We start from the raw sequence: 21,461 nt of genomic DNA, 5'->3' as shown, positions 1-21,461 counted from the left end.
TTGTCGCCGCTTTTTTCGATAGCCAATAGCTATTGAAACCGGCCTGGTGAAGCGCCCGCGTCATCCGGTGTCAAGAACCGAACGGGCACCGCTTGCGGCCATGCCAGCGCTGCCGCACGCCGAATTCGGCAAGAGAGGGCGCGCGTGGTGCGTCGGCAAGCCGTCATCTATGTGACCAATCGCGTCACATCGATCGGGTCGTAACGTGACCGGAATCGCGAATCAGGGGTATTGACTGACCTCATGTGTCAGGCCGAGACTCGGGAGACGGCGTTTTGGTTGGGGGGATGTTCAGTTTTGACCGCATCAGGTGAAACCGAATGGCGCGTGCGACGGAATCCCGTCGCGGTGCGCGCGCTCGCCCCGTCCCGCTCGATTCCCTCCAGCGCGCATCCCGGCATCGGGATGCCGGCCACGGCCGCTGCCCCATCTCACGAGACTAGGAACTGAATTCGATGAATCGCATCTATCGCAAGGTCTGGAACAAGTCGCTCGGGCAGATCGTCGTGGCCTCGGAATTCGCGACCGGCGTCAGCGGTGGGGTCGGCACCGGCGCGGTCGTCGGCCAGCCGCGCACCGGCCTGGCACTCGCCCTGGGCGCGGTGCTGTTCGGCCTCGCCTTGCCGTCCGCATTCGCCCAGTCGGTGGCGATCGGCGACAGCGGTCCCTGCGTCGTGGCCGAGTGGCCCCTGGTCGATCGCTGCGCCGTCGACGGCAGCGCGGTCGCCAGCGGTCTGAACGCGGTCGCGATCGGCGCCGAAGCCCGCGCCACCGGTCCGCAGGCCGTCGCCGTCGGCGCAGCCGCGAACGCGACCGGTCCCAATTCCCTCGGTCTCGGTGCCGCGGCGCAGGCCACGGCCAACAGCGCCAGCGCGGTCGGTGCGAACAGCCGCGCCATCGCGGCCAACGCCTCCGCCGTGGGCGCCGGTGCGAACGCGCAGCTGACCGGCGCCACGGCGCTCGGTTCCAACGCCCGTGCAGGTGGGCTGCAGAGCACGGCGGTCGGCTTTGGCGCGCAGGCGCTGTCGACGGGCGGCGCGGCGCTCGGTCGCGCGGCGATCGTGCAAGCAGGCGCCACCAACGGCGTCGCCCTCGGCCACGGCGCGATCGCCAGCGAGGCGAACACGGTGTCGCTGGGCAATGGCACCGGCGCGGGTGGCGCGCCGGCTACGCGACGGGTGACGAATCTCGCCGCCGGCGTCAATGCGACCGACGCGGTCAACGTCGCCCAGCTCGACGCGGTGGCCGATGTCGCCGAAGAAACCAGCCGGCATTTCCAGGCCACCGGCGATGCCGACGCCTCCGTGCTGGGTGACGAATCCGTCGCCGCCGGCGCGGGCGCGACCGCCGAGAGCGATTACGCCGCCGCGGTCGGCGCGTCGGCGCAGGCCGTCGGCACCGGCGCTGCGGCGTTCGGCAGCGGCGCATTCGCCATCGGCGAGAACACCACGGCGGCCGGCTTCAATGCGGTGGCTTCCGCAGACAACGCATTGGCCGCCGGTGCGCTGGCCGATGCCAGCGGCCTCTATGCGGTGGCGCTGGGCGCCGAGAGCGCGGCCAGCGGCGATGGCGCGGTGGCCAGTGGCGCCCAGGCGACCGCCGCAGGCCTCGAAGCGACGGCAGTCGGCTTCGCCGCCGACGCCTCGGGCGAAACCGCAACCGCGGTCGGCGCCGAGAGCGTGGCCAGCGGCGCGGAAGCCGCAGCGTTCGGGTTCCAGGCCGAAGCCTCCGGTGACTACGCGACTGCGGCCGGTGGCGGCGCAGCGGCCACCGGCTTCAACAGCTCGGCCTACGGCAACGCCAGCACGGCATCGGGGTCCAGCAGCGTCGCGCTGGGCGCGGACAGCTCGGCCTCGGGTGCGACCAGCACCGCGGTGGGCCAGGCGGCGCAGGCCAGCGGCCTCAACAGCGTCGCGGTGGGCGGCGCGCTCGGCGGTCTGATTCCGACCGAAGCCTCGGGCGACTACTCGACCGCCGTCGGCGGCGCGGCCTGGGCCGCGGGCACCAACAGCACGGCGCTGGGCAACTTCGCCGAAGCCACTGCGACCAACAGCGTCGCGCTCGGCGCGGATTCAATCGCCGATCGCGAGGACAGCGTGTCGGTCGGTGCGGCCGGCAACGAGCGTCAGATCACCAACGTCGCCGCGGGCACCGACACGACCGACGCGGTCAACGTCGGCCAGCTCGAGGAAGCGACGGCGTACAACCAGTACTTCCGCGCGACCGGCGAAGGCGAGGCCTACGTGCAGGGCGAAGACGCGACGGCGGCGGGTTCGAATGCCAACGCCGAAGGCGACTACGCGACCGCGCTGGGTGCATCGAGCGATGCCTACGGCGAGGGTGCGTCGGCCGTCGGCAGCGGCGCGTTCGCGCAGGGCGACCAGACCACGGCGCTGGGCTTCAATTCGGTGGCCGAAGCAAGCGGCGCCTCGGCGGTCGGCGCGTATGCGCAGGCCTCGGGCGAACTGAGCACGGCGGTCGGCAACAGTGCGAATGCGGGCGAGATCGGCGCTTCGGCGCTCGGCAATGCGGCGCAGGCGGCCGGTGCGTATGCGACCGCGGTCGGCACCGAATCGACGGCCGAAGGCCAGCAGGCGTTGGCCAGCGGCTTCAGCGCGATCGCCTCCGGTGACGGCTCGACCGCGACCGGCAGCTACAGCGAAGCGACCGGTTTCCTGTCGACGGCGCTCGGCTACGGCGCCGATGCCTCGGGCAGCAACACGACGGCAGTCGGCGTCAGCGCCGTCGCCAGCGGTTTGAATGCAATCGCGGTCGGCAATGGCGCGAGCGCCAGCGGCTCGACCAGCCTGGCGGCCGGCAGCACCTCGCGTGCGACCGGCCTCAACAGCACCGCACTCGGCGGCTCGGCGTGGGCGACGGCGGACAACACGACCTCGGTCGGCCAGTTCGCCTGGGCGACGGCAGTCGGCACAACGGCGGTGGGCCGCGATTCCTACGCCTACGCGCAGAACGCGACGGCCGTCGGTCTGAGCGCCTGGGCCAACGGCGTCAACAGCGTCGCGCTGGGCGCGGGCTCGCGTGCGCCGGAAGCGGGCGTGGTCTCGATCGGCAACGGCACCGGCACCGGCGGTTATCCGGCGACGCGCCGGATCACGAACCTGACCGCCGGCATCAACGCGACCGATGCGGTCAACGTCGCGCAGCTCGACGCGGTGGCCGATGTGGCCGAGGAAACCAGTCGTTACTTCCAGGCCAGCGGCGAAGGCGAAGCCTCGGTGACCGGCGAAGACGCCGTGGCGGCCGGGTCCGGCGCGGCGGCCGACGGCGACTACAGCACCGCCGTGGGCGCATCGGCGCAGGCGTTGGACACGGGCGCCTCGGCGTTCGGCAGCGGCGCATTCGCCATCGCCGAGAACGCGACGGCCCTGGGCTTCAATTCGGTGGCGTCGGCGGCCAATGCCTTCGCGGCCGGCGCGCTGGCAGAAGCCAGCGGCGAATACGGTGTGGCGCTGGGCGCGGAAAGTGTCGCCAGCGGTGAGCTGTCGACGGCGACCGGCGCCGCGGCAGTCGCCAGTGGCGACGGTGCGCTGGCCAGCGGCGCACTGGCCGAGGCCAGCGGCCTCGAAGCCACGGCGGTGGGTTTCTTCGCAGACGCCTCGGGCGAAACCGCGACCGCGGTCGGCGCCGAGAGCGTGGCCAGCGGCGCCGAAGCCGCGGCGTTCGGCTTCCGCGCGGAAGCTTCGGGCGCGTACGCGACTGCGGCAGGCGGCGGCGCAGCGGCGACCGGCTTCAACAGTTCGGCCTACGGCAACGCAAGCACGGCTTCGGGTTCGAGCAGTGTGGCGCTGGGCGCGGACAGCTCGGCCTCGGGTACGACCAGCACCGCGGTGGGCCAGGCGGCGCAGGCCAGCGGCGTCAACAGCGTCGCGGTGGGTGGCGCGCTGGGCGGTCTGATTCCGACCGAAGCCTCGGGCGACTACTCGACCGCCGTTGGCGGCGCGGCCTGGGCCGCGGGCACCAACAGCACGGCGCTGGGCAACTTCGCCGAAGCGACCGCGACCAACAGCGTTGCGCTGGGCGCGGATTCGATCGCCGATCGCGAGGACAGCGTGTCTGTCGGTGCGGCCGGTAACGAGCGCCAGATCACCAACGTCGCTGCAGGCACCGATACGACCGACGCGGTCAACGTCGGCCAGCTCGAGGAAGCGACCGCGTCCAACCGCTACTTCCAGGCGACCGGCGACGGCGACGCGATCGCCGAGGGTGAGGACGCAACGGCAGCAGGTTCGAACGCCTACGCGGAAGGCGACTACAGCACGGCGCTCGGTGCCAGCAGCAGCGCGTTTGCGCAGGGCGCCACGGCAGTCGGCAGCGGCGCGCTGGCCCAGGCGCAGAATGCGACCGCGGTCGGCTTCAACGCGGTGGCCTTCGGCCAGAACAGCGCGGCGTTCGGCGCCGGCGCACAGGCCGATGGCGCGGCGAGTGTCGCCATCGGTGGCAATGCGGTCGACGAGAACGGTGATCCGCTGCTGACCCTCGGCGGTGCGCCGGTGGACACGGCGGCGACCAGCGCCGGCGTGGCCGGCACGGCGGTCGGCGCAAGTGCGGATGCCTCCGGTTTCGCAGGCTCGGCCTTCGGTGTCGGCGCGACCGCGTCGGGCGAAGTCTCGTCGGCGTTCGGCGCTGTCTCGACCGCGGCGGGCGATGCCTCGACGGCGATGGGCTATGCGTCTGCGGCCAGTGGCGCGGACTCGACCGCGGTCGGTTCCTACTCGGTGGCCTCGGGTCTCAACAGCGTCGCGGTCGGCGGCGGCGCCGGCTTCTTCAACCTGTTCCCGACCGAAGCCTCCGGCGATTACTCGACCGCCGTCGGCGGCGCGGCATGGGCCAGCGGGTACAACAGCACCGCACTTGGCAACTTCTCCACCGCGGCCGGTGACGATTCGCTGGCCCTGGGTTCGGATTCCACCGCGACCGGTGCGGGCAGCGTCGCCCTGGGCCAGGGCTCGGAAGCCGATCGCGACGGCACGGTGTCCGTCGGCAGCGCAGGCAGCGAACGCCAGATCACCAATGTCGCTGCAGGCAGCGAGGAGACCGACGCGGTCAATGTCGGCCAGCTCGAAGAGGCGACGGCCTACAACCAGTACTTCCGCGCGACCGGCGCAGGCGAAGCCTACGTGCAGGGCGAAGACGCGACGGCGGCGGGCTCCAACGCCAATGCCGAAGGCGACTACGCGACCGCGCTGGGCGCATCGAGCGATGCCTACGGCGAAGGCGCGTCGGCGGTGGGTAGCGGCGCGTTCGCGCAGGGCGACCAGACCACGGCGCTCGGCTTCAACTCAGTCGCCGAAGCAAGCGGCGCATCGGCGGTCGGCGCCTACGCGCAGGCCTCTGGCGAACTGAGCACGGCGGTCGGCAACAGCGCGAATGCGGGCGGGATCGGCGCCTCGGCGCTCGGCAATGCGGCGCAGGCGGCGGGCGCGTATGCGACCGCGGTCGGCACCGAATCGACGGCCGAAGGCCAGCAGGCGTTGGCCAGCGGCTTCAGCGCGATCGCCTCCGGCGACGGCTCGACCGCCACCGGCAGCTACAGCGAAGCGACCGGCTTCCTGTCGACGGCGCTCGGTTACGGCGCCGACGCCTCGGGCAGCAACACGACGGCAGTCGGCGTCAGCGCCGTCGCCAGTGGTTTGAATGCGATCGCGGTCGGCAATGGCGCGAGCGCCAGCGGCTCGACCAGCCTCGCGGCCGGCAGCACCTCGCGTGCAACCGGCCTCAACAGCACCGCACTCGGCGGCTCGGCGTGGGCGACGGCGGACAACACGACTTCGGTCGGCCAGTTCGCCTGGGCGACGGCAGTCGGCACGACGGCGGTGGGCCGCGATTCCTACGCCTACGCGCAGAACGCGACGGCGGTGGGTCTCAGCGCCTGGGCCAACGGCGTCAACAGCGTCGCGCTGGGCGCGGGCTCGCGCGCACCGGAAGCGGGCGTCGTCTCGATCGGCAATGGCACCGGCACGGGCGGTTATCCGGCGACGCGCCGGATCACCAACCTGACCGCCGGCATCAATGCGACCGATGCAGTCAACGTTGCGCAGCTGGACGCCGTGGCCGATGCGGCCGGCGAGACGGCGCGCTACTTCCAGGCCAGCGGCGAAGGCGAGGCCTACGTCAACGGTGAGGATGCGGTGGCCGCGGGTTCGGACGCGATGGCCGACGGCGATTACGCGACCGCGGTCGGCGCGTCCAGCAGTGCATACGGCACCGGCGCCTCGGCGTTCGGCAGCGGTGCGAACGCCAGCGGCGCGAATGCGGTGGCGGTCGGTCTCAACAGTTCCGCCAGCGCCGACGGCGCGGTCGCCATTGGCGGCATGGCGCAGGCCTATGACGAGTTCAACTCGCCGATCGTCGATGCCGACGGTGCGCCGGTACTGGTCGCCACGCAGGCCGACGTCAACGGCACATCGGTCGGCTCCGGTGCGCTGGCCACCGGCGCCAACGCCTCGGCGCTGGGCAACGGCGCGCAGGCGCTGGGCGGCAACAGTGTCGCGTCCGGCTTCAAGTCGCGCGCCACCGGCAGCTGGAGCACGGCGATCGGCAGCAATGCCTGGGCCAGCGGCGGCGATGCCACCGCAACCGGCGCCTACGCCTGGGCCACCGCCAACGGCGCGACTGCGTTCGGCACCTCGGCCTGGGCCACGGCGGCGAATGCCTCGGCCCTCGGCTACGGCGCGTGGGCGGCAGGCGCGGGCGCAACCGCGCTCGGCATGGACAGCTGGGCCGACGGCACCAGCGCGATCGCACTGGGTCGCGGCGCGCTGAGCACCGGCGACTATGCGACCGCGATCGGTTCGGCCAGCCTGGCCGATGGCACCAACAGCATCGCATTGGGGCGCGGCAGCCTCGGGCTGGCCGGCAATTCGGCGGCAGTGGGCCTGCGCGCGATGACGGCGACGGATGCCACCGGCAGCGTCGCGATCGGCGCCAATGCCAATACGCGTGCGGTCGACAGCGTCGCCCTGGGTTCGGGCTCGCTGGCCGATCGTGCGAACACCGTGTCCGTCGGCGCGGCGCAGGCCTTCACCGACGACTACGGCGTCGTCCACCAGGCGCGTCAGCGTCAGATCACCAACGTGGCGGCCGGTACCGAGGACAGCGATGCGGTGAACCTCGGTCAGCTCAACGAAGTGGCCGACGGCCTGACCGAGATCGCCGATGGCGTGGTGCTTTACGACGACGCCAGCCGCGGCACGGTCACCCTCGGTGGCAGCGACGGCACGCGTCTGACCAACCTCGCCGCAGGCGCGGTGTCGGCGTCGAGCTCGGATGCCACCACCGGCGCCCAGTTGCATGCGGCGCTGTCGAGCGCGGCCGATGCGATGGGCGGCGGCGCGACGGTCACCGCGTTCGGCACGATCAGTGCGCCGACCTACAGCATCGGCGGTGCGAACTACTTCAGCATCGGCGATGCGCTGGGTGCGCTGGACGCGCAGATCGGCACGCTCGACCAGCGCATGGCCGGGGTGGAGCGCGGTGGTCGCGTGGCGACGATGTCCACGGCCTCGGCAGCCGCAAGTCCTGCGGCAGCGCCTGCCGCGGCGGCGCCTGCACCGGTTGCAGCCGCACCGGCAGCGGCACCGGCGGTCGTGGCTGCGCCAGCGGCGGCGGGCGGTACGGTGATCGGCGACGGTGCGGTCGCGAACGACGTCACCGGCACCGCGATCGGCAACGGCGCATATGCGCACGGTCCCAACGACACCGCGATCGGCAGCAATGCGCGGGTCGACGCGGACGGCAGCACCGCACTCGGTGCCAACAGCGCGATCTCGGCCAGTGCCACCAATGCGGTGGCGGTGGGCGAAAGCGCGACGGTGACAGCGGCTTCGGGCACCGCGATCGGCCAGGGCGCCAGCGTCAGCGCCGAAGGCGCGGTCGCGATCGGCCAGGGCGCGGTGGCCGACCGTGCGAACACGGTCTCGGTCGGCGCGGCCGGCAGCGAGCGCCAGGTGACCAATGTTGCCGCCGGTACCCAGGCGACGGATGCGGCCAATGTGGGCCAGGTCCAGGAAGGCGTAGCGGACGCACGGGCCTACGCCGACACCACGGCGACGCAGGCGGTCTCGTCCGCGAATGCCTACACGGACCAGAAGTTCGCGGCGTGGGGCGAAAGCGTCGACACCTTGCGCGGTGACGTCGAGCGTCGCTTCTACGACACCGATCGCCGCATCGACCGCCAAGGTGCGATGGGCGCGGCGATGCTCAACATGGCCACCAGCGCCGCGGGCATCCGCACGCAGAACCGGGTGGGCGTGGGCGTCGGGTTCCAGGGCGGCGAGAGCGCGCTGTCGCTGGGCTACCAGCGGGCGATCAGCGAGCGCGCCACCGTCACGTTCGGCGGTGCGCTCAGTGGCGACGAGAAGTCCGTCGGCGTCGGCGCGGGCTTCGGTTGGTGATGACAACGCCGGCCGCCAGGACGGGGGCCGGCAGATGTTGGTGGTTCAATCAGGCGGAACGGGTGCGGAGGCGCCCGTCCTGCAGTCAGCGAAGGTCCGGTGATCGCGCATTCCCACGGGATGCCGGCGCCGGGACCGGATCCTCTCTCGCAACTCCAGGGTGAAGTGAATGAAGAAGAAGTCCATGAGCATCGCGATCGCGTCCGTCCTCGTTGCCGGCGGTCTCGCGGCGCCGACGTCCGCCGCCGATCGCATTTCCGGCACGCGCGTCAGTGAGGCCGTGCCCCAGTCGCTCGAAGCGGCCGTCGGCCAGCGTTTCGTGGTGCAGTACCGCGCCGGCAGCAGCGAGCGCGCCGACAAGAGCGTCCTCGAGGCCGGTCTCGCGTCGGCCGCGACGCGCGCGGGCCTGACCCGCACCGTGCCCGCGACCAAGACCGCCGGCGCGCGCGCCGCGGCCAGCGCCAAGCTGCTGCGCCCGATGGGCCTGCCGGGCTACAACGTGGTCACCGCCACGCGCACGCTGACCGCCGCGGAATCGGCGAGCTTCCTGCGTGAGCTCAAGGCGGATCCGTCGGTGGTATCGGCCGAAGTCGACCATCTGTACCGGCACCTGGGCACCGCCGCGCCGATGGCGGCGCCGAACGATCCCAACTACGCGCAGTACCAGTGGAACTTCTTCAACCCCACCGGCGGCGTGCGCGCCGAACAGGCGTGGGAGACCTCGACCGGCGAAGGCGTCGTGGTCGCCATCCTCGACACCGGCATCGTGCAGAACCATGCGGATCTCGAAGGCAACGTGCTGCCGGGTTACGACATGATTTCCGATCGCCGCGTCTCGCGTCGCGATGCCGACGGCCGCGCGCCGGGCGGCTGGGACATCGGCGACTGGGTCGAGCAGAACTATTGCGTCCAGCTGGGCGCACCGCCGCACGCGGCCGACACCAGCTCGTGGCACGGCAGCCATGTCGCCGGCACCGTGGCCCAGGAAACCAACAACGGCACCGGCCTGGCCGGCGTGGCGCATGGCGCGAAGGTCGTGCCGGTGCGCGTGCTCGGTTCCTGCGGCGGCTTCGGCGCGGATATCGCCGACGGCATGCTGTGGGCCGCGGGCATTTCGGTGCCCGGCGTGCCGGACAACGAGAACCCGGCCGAAGTGCTCAACATGAGCCTCGGCAGCGGCGGCCCCCAGGCCTGTCCGTCGGCGTACCAGGACGCGATCAACCAGGTGAACGCGCAGGGTGCGGTCATCGTGGTGGCCGCGGGCAACTCCAACGCCAATGCCGCCAACTACACGATGTCCTCGTGCAGCGGCGTGGTCAGCGTCGGCGCGACCGGCATCACCGGTGCGAAGGCGGGCTATTCCAGCTGGGGCACGCGCGTCGACCTGTCGGCGCCGGGCGGCGGCGGCGGGGCCGACGGCAATCCGAACGGCTACATCTGGCAGGTCACCAACAACGGCACTCAGGGCCCGGTCGCCGGTGGCTGGATCCTGCGCGGCTTCACCGGCACGTCGATGGCGTCGCCGCACGTCGCGGCCGGCGCGGCGCTGGTGCAGTCGGCGCTCAACGCGCTCGGCCGTGATCCGCTGAACTGGCAGCAGATGCGTGACCTGCTGACCTCGACCGCGCGTCCGTTCCCGGTGTCGATCCCCACGTCCACGCCGATGGGCGCGGGCATCCTGGATCTCGAATCGCTGCTGGAGAAAGCGACCGAAGTGCCCTGCGATCCGGAGGTCGAGGAATGCGCGCCGCCGGCGACGTCGATCGACAACCAGGTGCCGGTCCGCGGCCTGTCCGGTACGGGTGGCGACACGCTGTACGCGATCGAAGTGCCGGCCGGCGTCAGCGGCCCGCTCAGCATCACCACCAGCGGCGGCAGCGGCAACGTCTCGCTGCACGTGAGCCTGGATGAAGTGCCGACCGCGACCGACTACGACTACCGCTCGATCCGTCCGGGCAATTCGGAAACCGTGCGCATCAACGCCCCGGCCGCCGGCGTGTACTACGTGCTGCTGTCGGGCACCTACGGCAACGTCACGCTGCAGGCGCGCCACAACTGAGGCAGCGGCATCCGCGGCCACCGGGCCGCGGATGTCGCACATCGAACCCACGGCCGTCAGCGATGGCCGTGGGTTCTTGCGTGTTGGGGCTGCGACGACGCGTGGAACGCGGTGTGGGCCGGCTAACGGCGTGCAACGCCGCCAGGTCGATCGGGTCGTCGTCTGCCGTTGCCGTTGCCGCTGGCGTGGGAACGGCGCGTTGCAGGGGCTGTCACGCGGCAGACGGCCCGCGCGGCGGCCGTCGCGAAGCGCAGGACACGATCTGGGATACTGTCCCGCCCTCGAGACCCGTGCCGCGACCATGTCCAAGCCGTCCCGCTCGCGACGCGGCGCCACGTCGCCGAATCCGTTCCGCCGCGGCGATGCGCCGCCGGTGCATGCCCATCTGCGCGACGACGACGGCCGCGTGCTCGCGGGCGCGACGCTGCAGGACGGCGAATGGACGATGGTGCTGCGTGGCAAGCCGGTCGGCACCACCGCCAGCGCGGCGATGCTGATCGCGATGCTGCGTCATGTGGCCGCCGTGCAGGCGCGTGCCGGCGTGCGCACGCGGCTGGCGGTCTCGCAGGCGCTCGACGCGGCGGCCAGCGCCGAAGCCACGGCCGAAGGCCGCACCCTGGCTGCGCATCTGGACTGGCTGGAAGCCGAGCGCCGGACCCGCAACGAGCCGGCACCGGCCGTCAACTGAGGCCCGTGCGGCCTGCTGCGCCATGAACCGTGCAGGCCGTGTCGAAGGGTGACGTGGCCCGCCCCGCTATCATCCGTCCTGTTCAGTCTTCGACGCTTCCCGCAATGCGCCGTCTCCGCTCCGCTTCCGTCCTGATCGCACTTCCGCTCGCCGTGGCCCTGTTGGCCGGCTGCGGCCGCGATGCGCGCGCCGATCTGCCTTTCATGGGCGAATCCTTCGACGCCGACGACACCTACTCGCGCACCTACGACATTCCGCCCGCCCAGGTGTGTGGCGCGGCGCGACTGGCATTGCTGGGCCAGGGCTACGCGGTGGGCAAGGCCGGCGACGAGGCGGTCGAGGCGACCAAGAATTTCCAGCCCGAGGACGAGGTGCACACGCAGCTGTCGGTGCGCGTGTCCTGCGTGCCGCGCGGCAACGAGCGCACGCTGCTGTTCGTCAGCGCGTTGCTCGACCGCTACGTGCTGCGCAAGAGTTCCAACTCGGCCAGCGTGGGCGTCGGCGGTATCGGCTCGCTGTCGCTGCCGGTCGGCAGCCGCGAGGATTCGCTGGTGCGCACCGCCAGCAGCACCGTGCAGGACAAGGGTTTCTACCGCCGCTTCTTCGAACGCGTGGGCTATTACGTGCCCGCGCCCAGCACGCGCGACCGCACGCCGTCGGCCGAGGAAATGCGCCGGGAGGATCCGCCGCCGGCGGACCTGAAGGCCGTGGACGCCGACCTGCCATCGGCCGGCACCCCGCTGCCGCGATAGCCGGTCCACACGCCGCTTCGACCGGCACCATCGTGCTTCGACACTGTCGCCGCCGCACACCCACCGCGCGTCGTCGGCCTGCCGCGAACTGCTAAAGTCGGGCGATCCGCCGGCGATGGAGTGGCCCACCGTGAATGCGGTGCTCGAAACGTCCGATCCGCTGCACGATGCGCCCGATACGCGCATCGTCGCGCGCCTGCGTGCATCGGGACGATTGAAGGATGTCGATCTCGCACGTGCGCAGCGCCTGCACGCCGAAGCGGGCGGCAGTCTGCTGACGCTGCTCGGCCGCCTGGGCCTGGTGTCGGAACGCGACCATGCCGAAGCCTGCGCCGCCGAACTCGATCTGCCCCTGCTCGGCGCGAAATCCGTGCCGGAGGAACCGCCGGAACTCGTCGAGGGCGCGCAGCCGTTGTCGGTGCGATTCCTGCGCCAGTTCCATCTGCTGCCGATCGGTGAGCGCCGCGGACGGCTGCAGGTGTGGATGTCGGATCCGCAGGATGGCTACGCGCTCGATGCGGTGCGGCTGGCGACCGGTTGCCAGGTCGCGCCCGCGGTCGGCCTGCGCTCGGAGATCGACGATCTGATCGAACGCTGGCACGGCCAGGGCCGCAGCGCGATGGGCACGATCGTCGAATCGGCTGACGGCGATGGCGGCGGCGATGTCGACGACGTCGAGCATCTGCGCGATCTCGCGTCCGAGGCGCCGGTGATCCGGCTGGTGAATCTCGTGATCCAGCGTGCGGTCGAACTGCGCGCATCCGACATCCACATCGAACCCTTCGAGAGCCGGCTGAAAGTGCGCTATCGCGTCGACGGCGTGCTGATCGATGGCGAAAGTCCGCCTGTGAATCTGACTGCTGCGGTGATCAGCCGCATCAAGATCATGGCGCGGCTCAACATCGCCGAGCGCCGCCTGCCGCAGGACGGCCGCATCATGCTGCGCGTGCAGGGCAAGGAACTCGACCTGCGCGTGAGCACCGTGCCGACTGCGCACGGCGAAAGTGTGGTGATGCGTCTGCTCGACCGCGAGACGGTGGTCTTCGATTTCTACCGGCTCGGCTTCACCGACGAATTCCTGCCGCAATTCAACAAGGTCCTCGACCAGCCGCACGGCATCCTGCTGGTCACCGGCCCGACCGGTTCGGGCAAGACGACGACGCTCTATACCGCGCTGTCGCAGCTCAATACGCCGGACGTCAAGATCATCACCGTCGAGGATCCGGTCGAATACCAGATCGAAGGCATCAACCAGATCCAGGCCAAGCCGCAGATCGGTCTCGACTTCGCCAACGCGCTGCGCTCGATCGTCCGCCAGGATCCGGACATCATCATGATCGGCGAAATGCGCGACCTGGAAACCGCACGCATCGCGATCCAGTCCGCGCTGACCGGCCATCTGGTGCTCAGCACGCTGCACACCAACAACGCCGCCGGCGGCATCACCCGCATGCTCGACATGGGCGTCGAGGATTACCTGCTCACGTCCACCATCAACGGCATCCTCGCGCAGCGCCTGGTGCGCAAGCTCGAGCCGACGCATCGCGTGCGCTATGCCGCCTCGCCCGAGGAGATCGAACGCTTCGAACTGCGGCGCTTCCAGCCTGACGGCGAGATCGCGCTGTATCGACCGGGACCGTCGGCCGCGGCGCCGACCGGCTATCTCGGCCGCACCACCATCGTCGAATTTCTCGTGATGAACGACGCCCTGCGCCGCGCGGTCATGCGCCACGCCGGCATGGGCGAACTCGAGCAGCTGGCCCGCGACTCGGGCATGCGCACGATGTACGAGGACGGCATCCTCAAGGCGCTGGCCGGCGAGACGACGATCGAGGAAGTGCTGCGGGTGACGGAAGAGGCGTGATGGCCTGGGCGCCGATGCGAACGTCGCTGCATTCCCGCGTTCGCCGGAACGGAGACGGTCTGCGCAGCCGAAACCTTGATGGCCCGGATACTTGCTGCTTTCCCCGCGAACGCGAGGCTCCCAATGTTCGCAAGGACGGTCATCCAGTGACTTTGCGCATCTGGCACGCCGTTTCGACGACCGGCCGATTACACCTCAAGGAAGAGGGCCTCGGACATGGACAGGCAGCCCTGCGTCTATCTGCTCGCCAGCGACCGCAACAGCACCTTGTATCTGGGCGTTACGTCGAATTTGGTGCAGCGTGTCTGGCAGCATCGGACCTCCGCGATCGATGGCTTCAGCGCGCGCCACGCCGTCCATCGTTTGGTCTGGTACGAGCTGCACGAGACGATGGCGTCGGCGATCGAGCGGGAGAAGCGGATCAAGAAATGGAACCGGGCGTGGAAGATTCGGTTGATCGAAGAAACGAATCCGTACTGGCGCGATCTTTGGCACGACATCGTCGGTTGAGCGCTATAGCCGGCGAAGTGGACGAGAAGTCGCTGGATTCCCGCCTGCGCGGGAATGACGAGCGGAGTGGATTCCGTCATTCCCGCGCAGGCGGGAATCCAGCGACTTGCATGTTTGTATCTTGGATCGGCAACAGTCTCGCACCCGCAACTTCGCCTTTCCGTATCGCGCCCACTCCATGACCCTCTACCGCTACAAAGCCCTCAACACCCGCGGTGAAACGCTCGACGGCACCATGGAGGCCGCCAGCGAGGGCGAGGTCGCCTTGCGTCTGCAGGAGCAGGGCCATCTACCGGTCGAGACCCGGCTTGCCAGCGAGGCGCGCGCGGTCGACGACTGGAAGACGCTGTTCAAGCAGAAGCCCTTCGCGGGACAGCGGCTGGTGCAGTTCACCCAGCAGCTGGCGACGCTGCTCAATGCCGGGCAGCCGCTGGACCGGGCGCTGACGATCCTGCTCGATCTGCCCGAAGAACCCGAAGCCAGGCGCACGATCACCGAACTGCGTGATGCGGTGCGCGGCGGCGTGTCGCTGTCGACCGCGCTGGAACGCCAGCACGGCACGTTCTCGCGGCTGTACGTGAACATGGTGCGGGCCGGCGAGGCGGGCGGCAGCCTCGAAGAGACGCTGCAGCGTCTGGCCGATTACCTCGAACGTGCACGCGCCCTGCGTGGCCGCGTGATCAACGCATTGATCTACCCGGCGATCCTGATCGTCATGGTCGGCGCGTCGCTGATGTTCCTGCTCGGCTACGTGGTGCCGCAGTTCGCGGCGATGTACGACAGCCTGGATGCCGAGCTGCCGGTGTTCACGAAGATCGTCCTCGGCGCAGGCGAATTCGTCCGCGACTGGTGGATCCTGCTGCTGGTCGTGCCGGTGGTCGCGTTCTACGCGTTCTGGCTGAAGCTGCGCGATGCGCGCTTCCGCGCCCGCTTCGATGCCTGGCTGCTCGAACGCCGGCTCTTCGGGCCGCTGGTCGCGCGCATCGAGACCGCGCGTCTGGCGCGCACGCTAGGCACCCTGCTGCGCAACGGTGTGCCGCTGATCGCCGCGCTGGGCATCGGCCGCAACGTGCTCGGTAATCTGGCGCTCGCCGCGGATGTCGAAGCGGCCGAGGCCGAGGTCAGGAACGGCGTGGGCCTGTCGACCGCGCTCGGCCGCAACCGGCGTTATCCGCGGCTGGCGGTGCAGATGATCCAGGTCGGCGAGGAATCCGGCGCGCTGGATACGATGCTGCTCAAGACCGCCGACACCTTCGACCAGCAGACCGCCACCTCGCTCGATCGCATGCTGGCCGCCCTGGTGCCGGCGATCACGATGCTGCTCGCGCTGGTGGTGATGGTGGTGATCCTCGCGGTGCTGGTGCCGATCTACGACCTGACCAGCGTCATCGGCTAGGTTCATTCGCGACCGGCATACAATCGATCCCATCCCCCGAACGAGGCAGTCTCGATGCAGCCCATCCTCCGCTCGCGTTCCTTCGGCTCCCCGCGCGCTGCGCAGGGCGGTTTCAGCCTGATCGAGATCATCCTCGTCGTCGTGCTGATCGGCGGCATCGTCGCTTTCGCCGCGACACGGATCCTCGGCGGCGGTGACCGCGCCCGCGTGAACCTCGCCAAGGCGCAGGTGCAGACGCTGGCCGAAAAGGTGCACCAGTTCGAGATGGACACCGGCCGTCTGCCGAATGCGTTGAACGACCTGGTGGTGCAGCCCGGCGATGCCGGTGGCTGGCTCGGGCCGTATGCCAAGGACGCCGAACTGCGCGATCCCTGGAACACGCCTTACGAGTACCGCGCGCCCGGCGAGCAGCAGCCGTTCGAGATCGTCAGCCTCGGCGCGGACCGCAAGCCTGGCGGCGAGAGCGTCAACGCCGACATCCGCTACGAATAAGCGCGGCGCAGCCCGTGCGGATGCCGCTTGCGGCGCGTCGCGACACGCGGCCGCCGGGCGCGGGTGCGACCGCCGGAAGTGCTAGATTCGAGCCTGTTTCCGCGTTCCGGACGTCGCGTCGCCAGATGCCCTCACGTGTCGCCAGGGTCCGCGGTTTCTCGTTGCTCGAGCTGCTGCTGGTCGTCGGCCTGATCGCCGTGACCGGCGTACTCGCGGCAGCGGCGATGGGCGGCGGTTTCGAACGCATCGCGTTCCAGTCGACGGCCAAGGAACTCGCCGCGCAGCTGCGCTACACGCGGGCGCAGGCGATCGCCACCGGCGAGCCGCAGCGCTTCGTACTCGATCCCGTCGCCCGCACTTGGACGGCGCCCAACGGGCGTCACGGCACGATTCCCGAATCGCTGGAGATCGAGTTCACCGGTGCGCGCGAGGTGCAGTCCGCACCGGACGAAGGCGCCGTGCTGTTCTTCGCCGACGGCGCCGCCACCGGCGGACGCATCCGCGTGTTGCTGCGCGGCGCGGCCTGGCAGATCGACGTCGCCTGGCTCACCGGCGAAGTGGGCCTGCAACGCGGACAGGCAACGCCGTGAGCGCCGGGCACCGTCATCGCCCGCGCCGCGCGCGCGGCTACACGCTGATCGAAGTCATCGTCGCGTTCGCGGTGCTGGGGCTCGGCCTGATGCTGCTGCTCGGCACGCTGTCGAACGGCACGCGGCAGGTGCGCTGGGCAGCCGATGCCGGGCGCGCGACGCTGCATGCGCGCTCGCTGCTCGACGATGTCGGCATCGCGGTGCCGGTGACGCCGGGGCAATCGGTCGGCACCTTCGACGATGGTCGCTATCGCTGGACGCTGGACATCGCGCCGTTCGTCGATCCCGATGCGCCGCCGACACTGGTCGGCGCCGGCGGCGACAGCCTGTTCGAACTCACGCTTGCAGTGGAGTGGGGCGAGGCCGGTCCGCGCGAACGCCTGCAGCTGCACACGCTGCGCCTGCGCAGTCCCGACGCCATGACCGTGGCGTTGCCATGAACCGGCGCGCCGGCGGGTTCACGCTGATCGAGGTGCTGGTGGCGACGGTGCTGCTGGCCGCGGGTCTGGCGCTGGCGTTAACGACGCTGCGCGCGGCGACCACCACGGTCGAGCGCGGCGAGGCGCTGGCCCAGCGCAGCGAACGCCTGCGCGCGGTCGAGGGCTTCCTGCGCCGGCGCATCGCCTCCGCCCAGCAGATCGCGTTCGAAACCGATGCGTCCACCGGCGAGACGCGCCTGTTCGTCGGCGAACCGGAGCGGCTGCGTTTCGTCGCCGACCTGCCGAACTATCTGGGGCAGGGCGGCCCGCATCTGCACGATGTCGCGGTGGACGAGGTCGACGGGCAGCGTCGCCTGACGGTCGCATTCGGCATGGTCATGACCGGGCGCACGATCGAGCTCGCCGAACCGCGGCCGCCGGAGCCGCTGGTCGAAGACCTCGACAGCGTGCGCTTCCGCTATCGCGGCTTCGACGAGACCGGCGCGCTGGGCGACTGGCAGGATCGCTGGGGTCCGGCGTCGCTGCCGCTGCAGGTCGAGATCACGCTCGCAAGCGAACGCGACGGTGCGTGGCCGCCGCTGCGCGTGACGTTGCCGCAGGGCACCGGCCAGGCGCCGATGCAGGCGCCGCTGCCATGAGGCCGATGCGCGGCGCGGCCCTGCTCCTGGTGCTGTGGCTCATCACGCTGCTGGCGGCCCTGGTCGGCGCATTCGCGCTGACCGCCCGCATCGAGAACCAGCAGGGCCGCGTGCTCAGTCGCGGGCTCATCGCAGACCAAGCTGCGCGGGCCGGGCTCGAATATGCGCTGACCCGCATCGCCGCCGACGATCCGCAGCTGCAGTGGCAGCCCGACGGTCGCCCCTACGCATGGCGCTTCCACGATGTGGAGCTGGAACTGCGCATCGTCGACGAGACCGGCAAGGTCGATCTCAACGCCGCCGATGGCGAGCTGCTGGCGGCGCTGCTGCGCAGCGTCGGCGCGGATACCGATGTCGCGATGCGCGTCGCCGGGGCGATCGTCGACTGGCGCGACGGCGACGATTTCGTCCAGGTGGGCGGCGGCGCGGAGGCGGCCGACTACGCGTCCGCAGGGCGACCGTATGGCGCCAAGAACGCACCGTTCGAAAGTGTGGCCGAAGTCGAGCAGGTGCTCGGCATGACGCCGGCATTGTTCGAAGCGCTGGCGCCGCATCTCACCATCTACAGCCGGCTGCCGTCGCCCGATCCGCAGTTCGCATCGGCGCAGGTGCTGCAGGCGATGGGCGTGGACGCCGATCCGCTGCTGGCCGCACGCGATGCCGCGACGGCGCAGATTGCCGGTGCGCTGCTGGGCGGCGGCAGCGGCACGTATAGTATCGAGAGCCGCGCGCGGCTGGAGGCGGGCAGAACCGCGCGCTTGCGTGCAGTCGTGCGGACCGGCGGTGGTGCCGTCCCGGGCACGGCCTACAGCGTGCTGCGTTGGGAGGAGGGAGCGTCACCACGATGATGTCCGCGACACCTGCACCGTCCGGCGACGCGACGCCCGGCCGCCGACGCGGCTGGCGCCCGGATGGCCGTCTGCCGCTGCGTCTCCGCGGCTTCCTGCACTGGTGGGGCGCCGCGCTGGCGACCTGGCTGCCTGCACGCGTCCGTGAACTGTTCGGTCTCGCCGGCCGCCGCCTGCTGCTGCAGGCCGAGGGGCCGGCTGTCGCGCTGTCGTTGCACGAGGCCGGCGCTGCGCAGGCGCTGGCCCAGGTGCCGCTGGCGCCACTGGTCGCGGCCGACGGCGATCCGCTTGGCAGCCTGCTCGCACCGCGCGTGGCCGAGATTCCGCGCTGGCTGCTGCTGCCGGCCCGCGCCGGTCTGCGTCGACGCCTGACCCTGCCCGAAGCCGCCGGCGATCGCCTGCGCGATGTGCTGGGCTTCGAGATCGACCGCCAGACGCCGTTCGCCGCCGCGGATGTGCGCTACGACCATCGTGTCCTCGCGCGCCGCGCCGACGGGCAGCTGGACGTCGAACTGGTGGTCGTGCCGCGCGCGACGATCGAGGCGCGGCTGGCCGCACTCGGCGCGCTGGCGCCCACGCTGGCCGGGGTGGACCTCGAAGGCGAGGACGGTCCGCTCGGCGTCAACCTGATCCAGGACGCGCGTCGCCGCGAGGACCCGCAGCGCCGCTATCAGTGGCTGCTGGCGGGCGTCGCCGTGCTGTTCACCGCGTTCGCGCTGTGGCAGATCCTGCAGAACCGCGCTGCCGCCGCCGATGCGCTGGAAGAGCGGCTGGACGCCGAAGCGCGGCCCGCGCGTGCGGCGTCTGCCCAGCGCCAGCAGCTGGCGGATCTGCGCGAAGGCATGGTCTTCCTGCAGACACAGCGGGCCGCGCGTCCGACCACCGTCGCCGTGCTCGACGAACTGGCGCGTCGGCTGCCCGACACGACCTCGCTGGAGAAGGCCGCGATCGAGGGCGACCGCATCCTGCTGATCGGGCTCAGCACCGAGGCCTCGGCCCTGGTCGGCTATCTCGAAGGCTCGCCGCTGTGGCGTTCGCCTGCACTGGCCGGCGCCCTGCAGAACGATCCGCGCTCGCGCGCCGACCGCTTCACGCTGACCGCCGATCTCGCGCCGCCACCCGCCGCGGCCGCGGCTGCACAGGAGCCCGCCCGTGCGGATGCCCGATAGGCCGGTCTCCTCGCGCGATCGCTGGCTGGCCCTCGGCCTGCTGCTGGGCGCGCTTGCGCTGGCGTACCTGCTGCTGGTGCATCCATGGTTCACCCAGCCGATGCGCGAACTCGGATCGCGCATCGACATGCTGCAGGAACGCGAGCTGCGCATCCGCCGCGAACTCGAACAGGCGCCGCAGGTCCACGCGGCGATCGGACAGGCGCGCGAGGCCATGGCCGCGACGCCCGGCTTCATGCCGCAATCCAGCGTCGAGCTGGCGACCGCGGCGCTGGTGCAGCGGCTGGAGCAGGCCGTGGTCGAGGCCAGCCCGGGCAACCGCAGTTGCGCGATCAGCAACCGTTCGCCGATGACCGGCGGCCGCGCCGAGCGCTATCCGCGGGCCACCGTGCAGGTGCGCCTGCGCTGCGGCAATCCGGAACTCGCCGCGGTGCTGCATTCGCTGGAAACCGGCACGCCGCGGCTGTTCGTCGACAACCTCAACATCCTGAGCCAGCGGCACACGGTCGCGGCCGGCACGGCCAGCGGCGGTATCGACGTCAGTTTCGACCTGTCGGGCTATGTACTGCCCGCGCCGGGTGCGGCACCTGCGGCGGCGCCAGGCGCGCGCGCCGCGCCATCGGGCGGAGGCAGCGATGCGGATTGAATCGACCAATGCCCGCACCTGGCTGGCCGCCGCCGTCGCCGGCTGGGCGCTCGTGGTGTGGGGCCTGTCACTGGCCGGGCTGGGCGGGCGGATCGCCGCGGCGGACGATGATGGCGCCGGTGCGAGCATCGTCACGGCCGCGTTGCCGGCGCCCGACGCGCAGCCGCCGCTGGCGGACTACGGCGATGTCGCCGCACGGCCGCTGTTCGCCGCCGACCGGCGTCCGCATCCGTTCTTCATCGATCCCAGCGACGAGGGCGAAGGTGCTTCGAGCGGCTTCGACTACGTGCTGACCAGCGTGTTGCGCACGCCCGACTTCGCGATGGCGATCCTGCAGCCGGCCGGCGGCGGCGAATCGATCCGCCTGCGGGTCGGCGATGCGCCGCCCGATGCCTCGAACTGGCTGCTCGATTCGGTCGACGCGCGCAGTGTGGTGTTCACCGGCCCGGAAGGACCGCGCACCCTGGAACTGCGCGTCTACGACGGCGTCGGCGGGCAGGCGCCGACACCGATGCGTCCGCCTGCCGTGCCGGCCGAGGCCGCACAGACCGGCGCAGCCGCACGCAACCGCGCGCCCGCCGCGGGCAACGGTGCGCCGCCTGCCAGCACGCCGCCCACCAACGCGGCGCGCCCGCCGCCGACGCGCGCCGGCAGCGCGGCCGCCGCGACCGCGCCTGCGGGATCGCCGGCGTCTCCGGCCGTCGAACCCGCCCAGCCCACGGCCGCCCCGGCGACCGAAACCGGAACCCCGCCCGAAGCCCAGGTCGAGGCGATCCGCCGCCGGATCGAGGAACGCCGGGCCCGGCTGCAGCAGGAAAACGCGACCGGCGGGCGCGCCACGCCATGACCGGCGTCCGTCTTGCATCCTGGCCGCTGCGCGCCGCGCCGGTACCGCCACGCCGCCCGCGAACCGTGCGCGCCGCGCCACACGCCCTAGACTCCAGTCGATGAAGCC

General features: G+C 71.2%; 15 protein-coding genes. All 15 read left to right on the top strand.

Annotated features, from left to right (window positions below; all coding sequences use genetic code 11):
• Positions 1-455: 455 nt before the first annotated feature.
• The 15 genes from AC3A5K_RS07325 to AC3A5K_RS07255 all read left to right on the top strand — a co-directional run bounded on the left by AC3A5K_RS07325 (position 456) and on the right by AC3A5K_RS07255 (position 21,353).
• The gene (locus AC3A5K_RS07325; RefSeq protein WP_487616829.1) at positions 456-8,414 is read left to right on the top strand and encodes an ESPR-type extended signal peptide-containing protein; all 7,959 of its coding nucleotides are present in this window, start codon (positions 456-458) and stop codon (positions 8,412-8,414) included.
• Positions 8,415-8,598: 184 nt separating this feature from the next.
• Positions 8,599-10,473 (top strand): S8 family serine peptidase, encoded by a 1,875-nt coding sequence (locus AC3A5K_RS07320; protein WP_487616828.1) that lies wholly within the window; start codon positions 8,599-8,601, stop codon positions 10,471-10,473.
• 301 nt (positions 10,474-10,774) lie between these two features.
• Positions 10,775-11,161, top strand: coding sequence for a hypothetical protein (locus AC3A5K_RS07315; protein WP_487616827.1), 387 nt, complete (start codon positions 10,775-10,777; stop codon positions 11,159-11,161).
• Between the two features lie 104 nt (positions 11,162-11,265).
• Entirely contained in the window at positions 11,266-11,913 is a 648-nt protein-coding gene (locus tag AC3A5K_RS07310) for a DUF2242 domain-containing protein (RefSeq protein ID WP_487616826.1), read from the top strand.
• 130 nt (positions 11,914-12,043) lie between these two features.
• Positions 12,044-13,777, top strand: a complete 1,734-nt coding sequence (gspE, locus tag AC3A5K_RS07305; RefSeq protein ID WP_487617078.1) for a type II secretion system ATPase GspE — start codon at positions 12,044-12,046, stop codon at positions 13,775-13,777.
• 216 nt (positions 13,778-13,993) lie between these two features.
• The gene (locus tag AC3A5K_RS07300) at positions 13,994-14,287 is read left to right on the top strand and encodes a GIY-YIG nuclease family protein (protein ID WP_487616825.1); all 294 of its coding nucleotides are present in this window, start codon (positions 13,994-13,996) and stop codon (positions 14,285-14,287) included.
• A gap of 178 nt (positions 14,288-14,465) precedes the next feature.
• The gene (xpsF, locus tag AC3A5K_RS07295; RefSeq protein ID WP_487616824.1) at positions 14,466-15,683 is read left to right on the top strand and encodes a type II secretion system protein XpsF; all 1,218 of its coding nucleotides are present in this window, start codon (positions 14,466-14,468) and stop codon (positions 15,681-15,683) included.
• Between the two features lie 54 nt (positions 15,684-15,737).
• Positions 15,738-16,175 (top strand): type II secretion system major pseudopilin GspG, encoded by a 438-nt coding sequence (gspG, locus tag AC3A5K_RS07290; protein ID WP_487616823.1) that lies wholly within the window; start codon positions 15,738-15,740, stop codon positions 16,173-16,175.
• A gap of 125 nt (positions 16,176-16,300) precedes the next feature.
• Positions 16,301-16,765 (top strand): type II secretion system protein XpsH, encoded by a 465-nt coding sequence (xpsH, locus tag AC3A5K_RS07285; RefSeq protein ID WP_487616822.1) that lies wholly within the window; start codon positions 16,301-16,303, stop codon positions 16,763-16,765.
• On the top strand, positions 16,762-17,205 hold the full coding sequence (gene xpsI, locus AC3A5K_RS07280; protein WP_487616821.1) for a type II secretion system protein XpsI: 444 nt from the start codon (positions 16,762-16,764) through the stop codon (positions 17,203-17,205). The genes xpsH and xpsI overlap by 4 nt, the downstream gene beginning before the upstream one ends.
• Positions 17,202-17,843 carry a type II secretion system protein GspJ gene (locus AC3A5K_RS07275; protein ID WP_487616820.1) on the top strand — a complete coding sequence of 214 codons (642 nt, stop codon included), beginning with the start codon at positions 17,202-17,204 and terminating at the stop codon, positions 17,841-17,843. The genes xpsI and AC3A5K_RS07275 overlap by 4 nt, the downstream gene beginning before the upstream one ends.
• Positions 17,840-18,691: a type II secretion system minor pseudopilin gene (locus tag AC3A5K_RS07270; RefSeq protein WP_487616819.1), complete on the top strand. Its 852-nt coding sequence runs from the start codon at positions 17,840-17,842 to the stop codon at positions 18,689-18,691. Before AC3A5K_RS07275 ends, AC3A5K_RS07270 begins: the two co-directional genes overlap by 4 nt.
• Positions 18,691-19,860 carry a PilN domain-containing protein gene (locus AC3A5K_RS07265; RefSeq protein WP_487616818.1) on the top strand — a complete coding sequence of 390 codons (1,170 nt, stop codon included), beginning with the start codon at positions 18,691-18,693 and terminating at the stop codon, positions 19,858-19,860. The genes AC3A5K_RS07270 and AC3A5K_RS07265 overlap by 1 nt, the downstream gene beginning before the upstream one ends.
• The gene (gene gspM, locus AC3A5K_RS07260) at positions 19,850-20,506 is read left to right on the top strand and encodes a type II secretion system protein GspM (protein WP_487617077.1); all 657 of its coding nucleotides are present in this window, start codon (positions 19,850-19,852) and stop codon (positions 20,504-20,506) included. The genes AC3A5K_RS07265 and gspM overlap by 11 nt, the downstream gene beginning before the upstream one ends.
• The gene (locus AC3A5K_RS07255) at positions 20,496-21,353 is read left to right on the top strand and encodes a hypothetical protein (RefSeq protein WP_487616817.1); all 858 of its coding nucleotides are present in this window, start codon (positions 20,496-20,498) and stop codon (positions 21,351-21,353) included. Before gspM ends, AC3A5K_RS07255 begins: the two co-directional genes overlap by 11 nt.
• Positions 21,354-21,461 lie beyond the last annotated feature (108 nt).

The sequence above is a fragment of the Luteimonas sp. Soil_C_5 genome (assembly GCF_057656615.1).
This window is presented reverse-complemented; position numbering and strand designations above follow the sequence as displayed.

Coding starts and splice junctions, on each gene's coding strand:
- AC3A5K_RS07300 (WP_487616825.1), top strand. CDS start 13,994: ATGGACAGGCAGCCCTGCGTCTATCTGCTCGCCAGCGACCGCAACAGC.
- AC3A5K_RS07320 (WP_487616828.1), top strand. CDS start 8,599: ATGAGCATCGCGATCGCGTCCGTCCTCGTTGCCGGCGGTCTCGCGGCG.
- gspG (WP_487616823.1), top strand. CDS start 15,738: ATGCAGCCCATCCTCCGCTCGCGTTCCTTCGGCTCCCCGCGCGCTGCG.
- AC3A5K_RS07275 (WP_487616820.1), top strand. CDS start 17,202: ATGAACCGGCGCGCCGGCGGGTTCACGCTGATCGAGGTGCTGGTGGCG.
- AC3A5K_RS07315 (WP_487616827.1), top strand. CDS start 10,775: ATGTCCAAGCCGTCCCGCTCGCGACGCGGCGCCACGTCGCCGAATCCG.
- xpsF (WP_487616824.1), top strand. CDS start 14,466: ATGACCCTCTACCGCTACAAAGCCCTCAACACCCGCGGTGAAACGCTC.
- AC3A5K_RS07325 (WP_487616829.1), top strand. CDS start 456: ATGAATCGCATCTATCGCAAGGTCTGGAACAAGTCGCTCGGGCAGATC.
- AC3A5K_RS07310 (WP_487616826.1), top strand. CDS start 11,266: ATGCGCCGTCTCCGCTCCGCTTCCGTCCTGATCGCACTTCCGCTCGCC.
- xpsH (WP_487616822.1), top strand. CDS start 16,301: ATGCCCTCACGTGTCGCCAGGGTCCGCGGTTTCTCGTTGCTCGAGCTG.
- gspM (WP_487617077.1), top strand. CDS start 19,850: ATGCCCGATAGGCCGGTCTCCTCGCGCGATCGCTGGCTGGCCCTCGGC.
- AC3A5K_RS07255 (WP_487616817.1), top strand. CDS start 20,496: ATGCGGATTGAATCGACCAATGCCCGCACCTGGCTGGCCGCCGCCGTC.
- AC3A5K_RS07265 (WP_487616818.1), top strand. CDS start 18,691: ATGTCCGCGACACCTGCACCGTCCGGCGACGCGACGCCCGGCCGCCGA.
- AC3A5K_RS07270 (WP_487616819.1), top strand. CDS start 17,840: ATGAGGCCGATGCGCGGCGCGGCCCTGCTCCTGGTGCTGTGGCTCATC.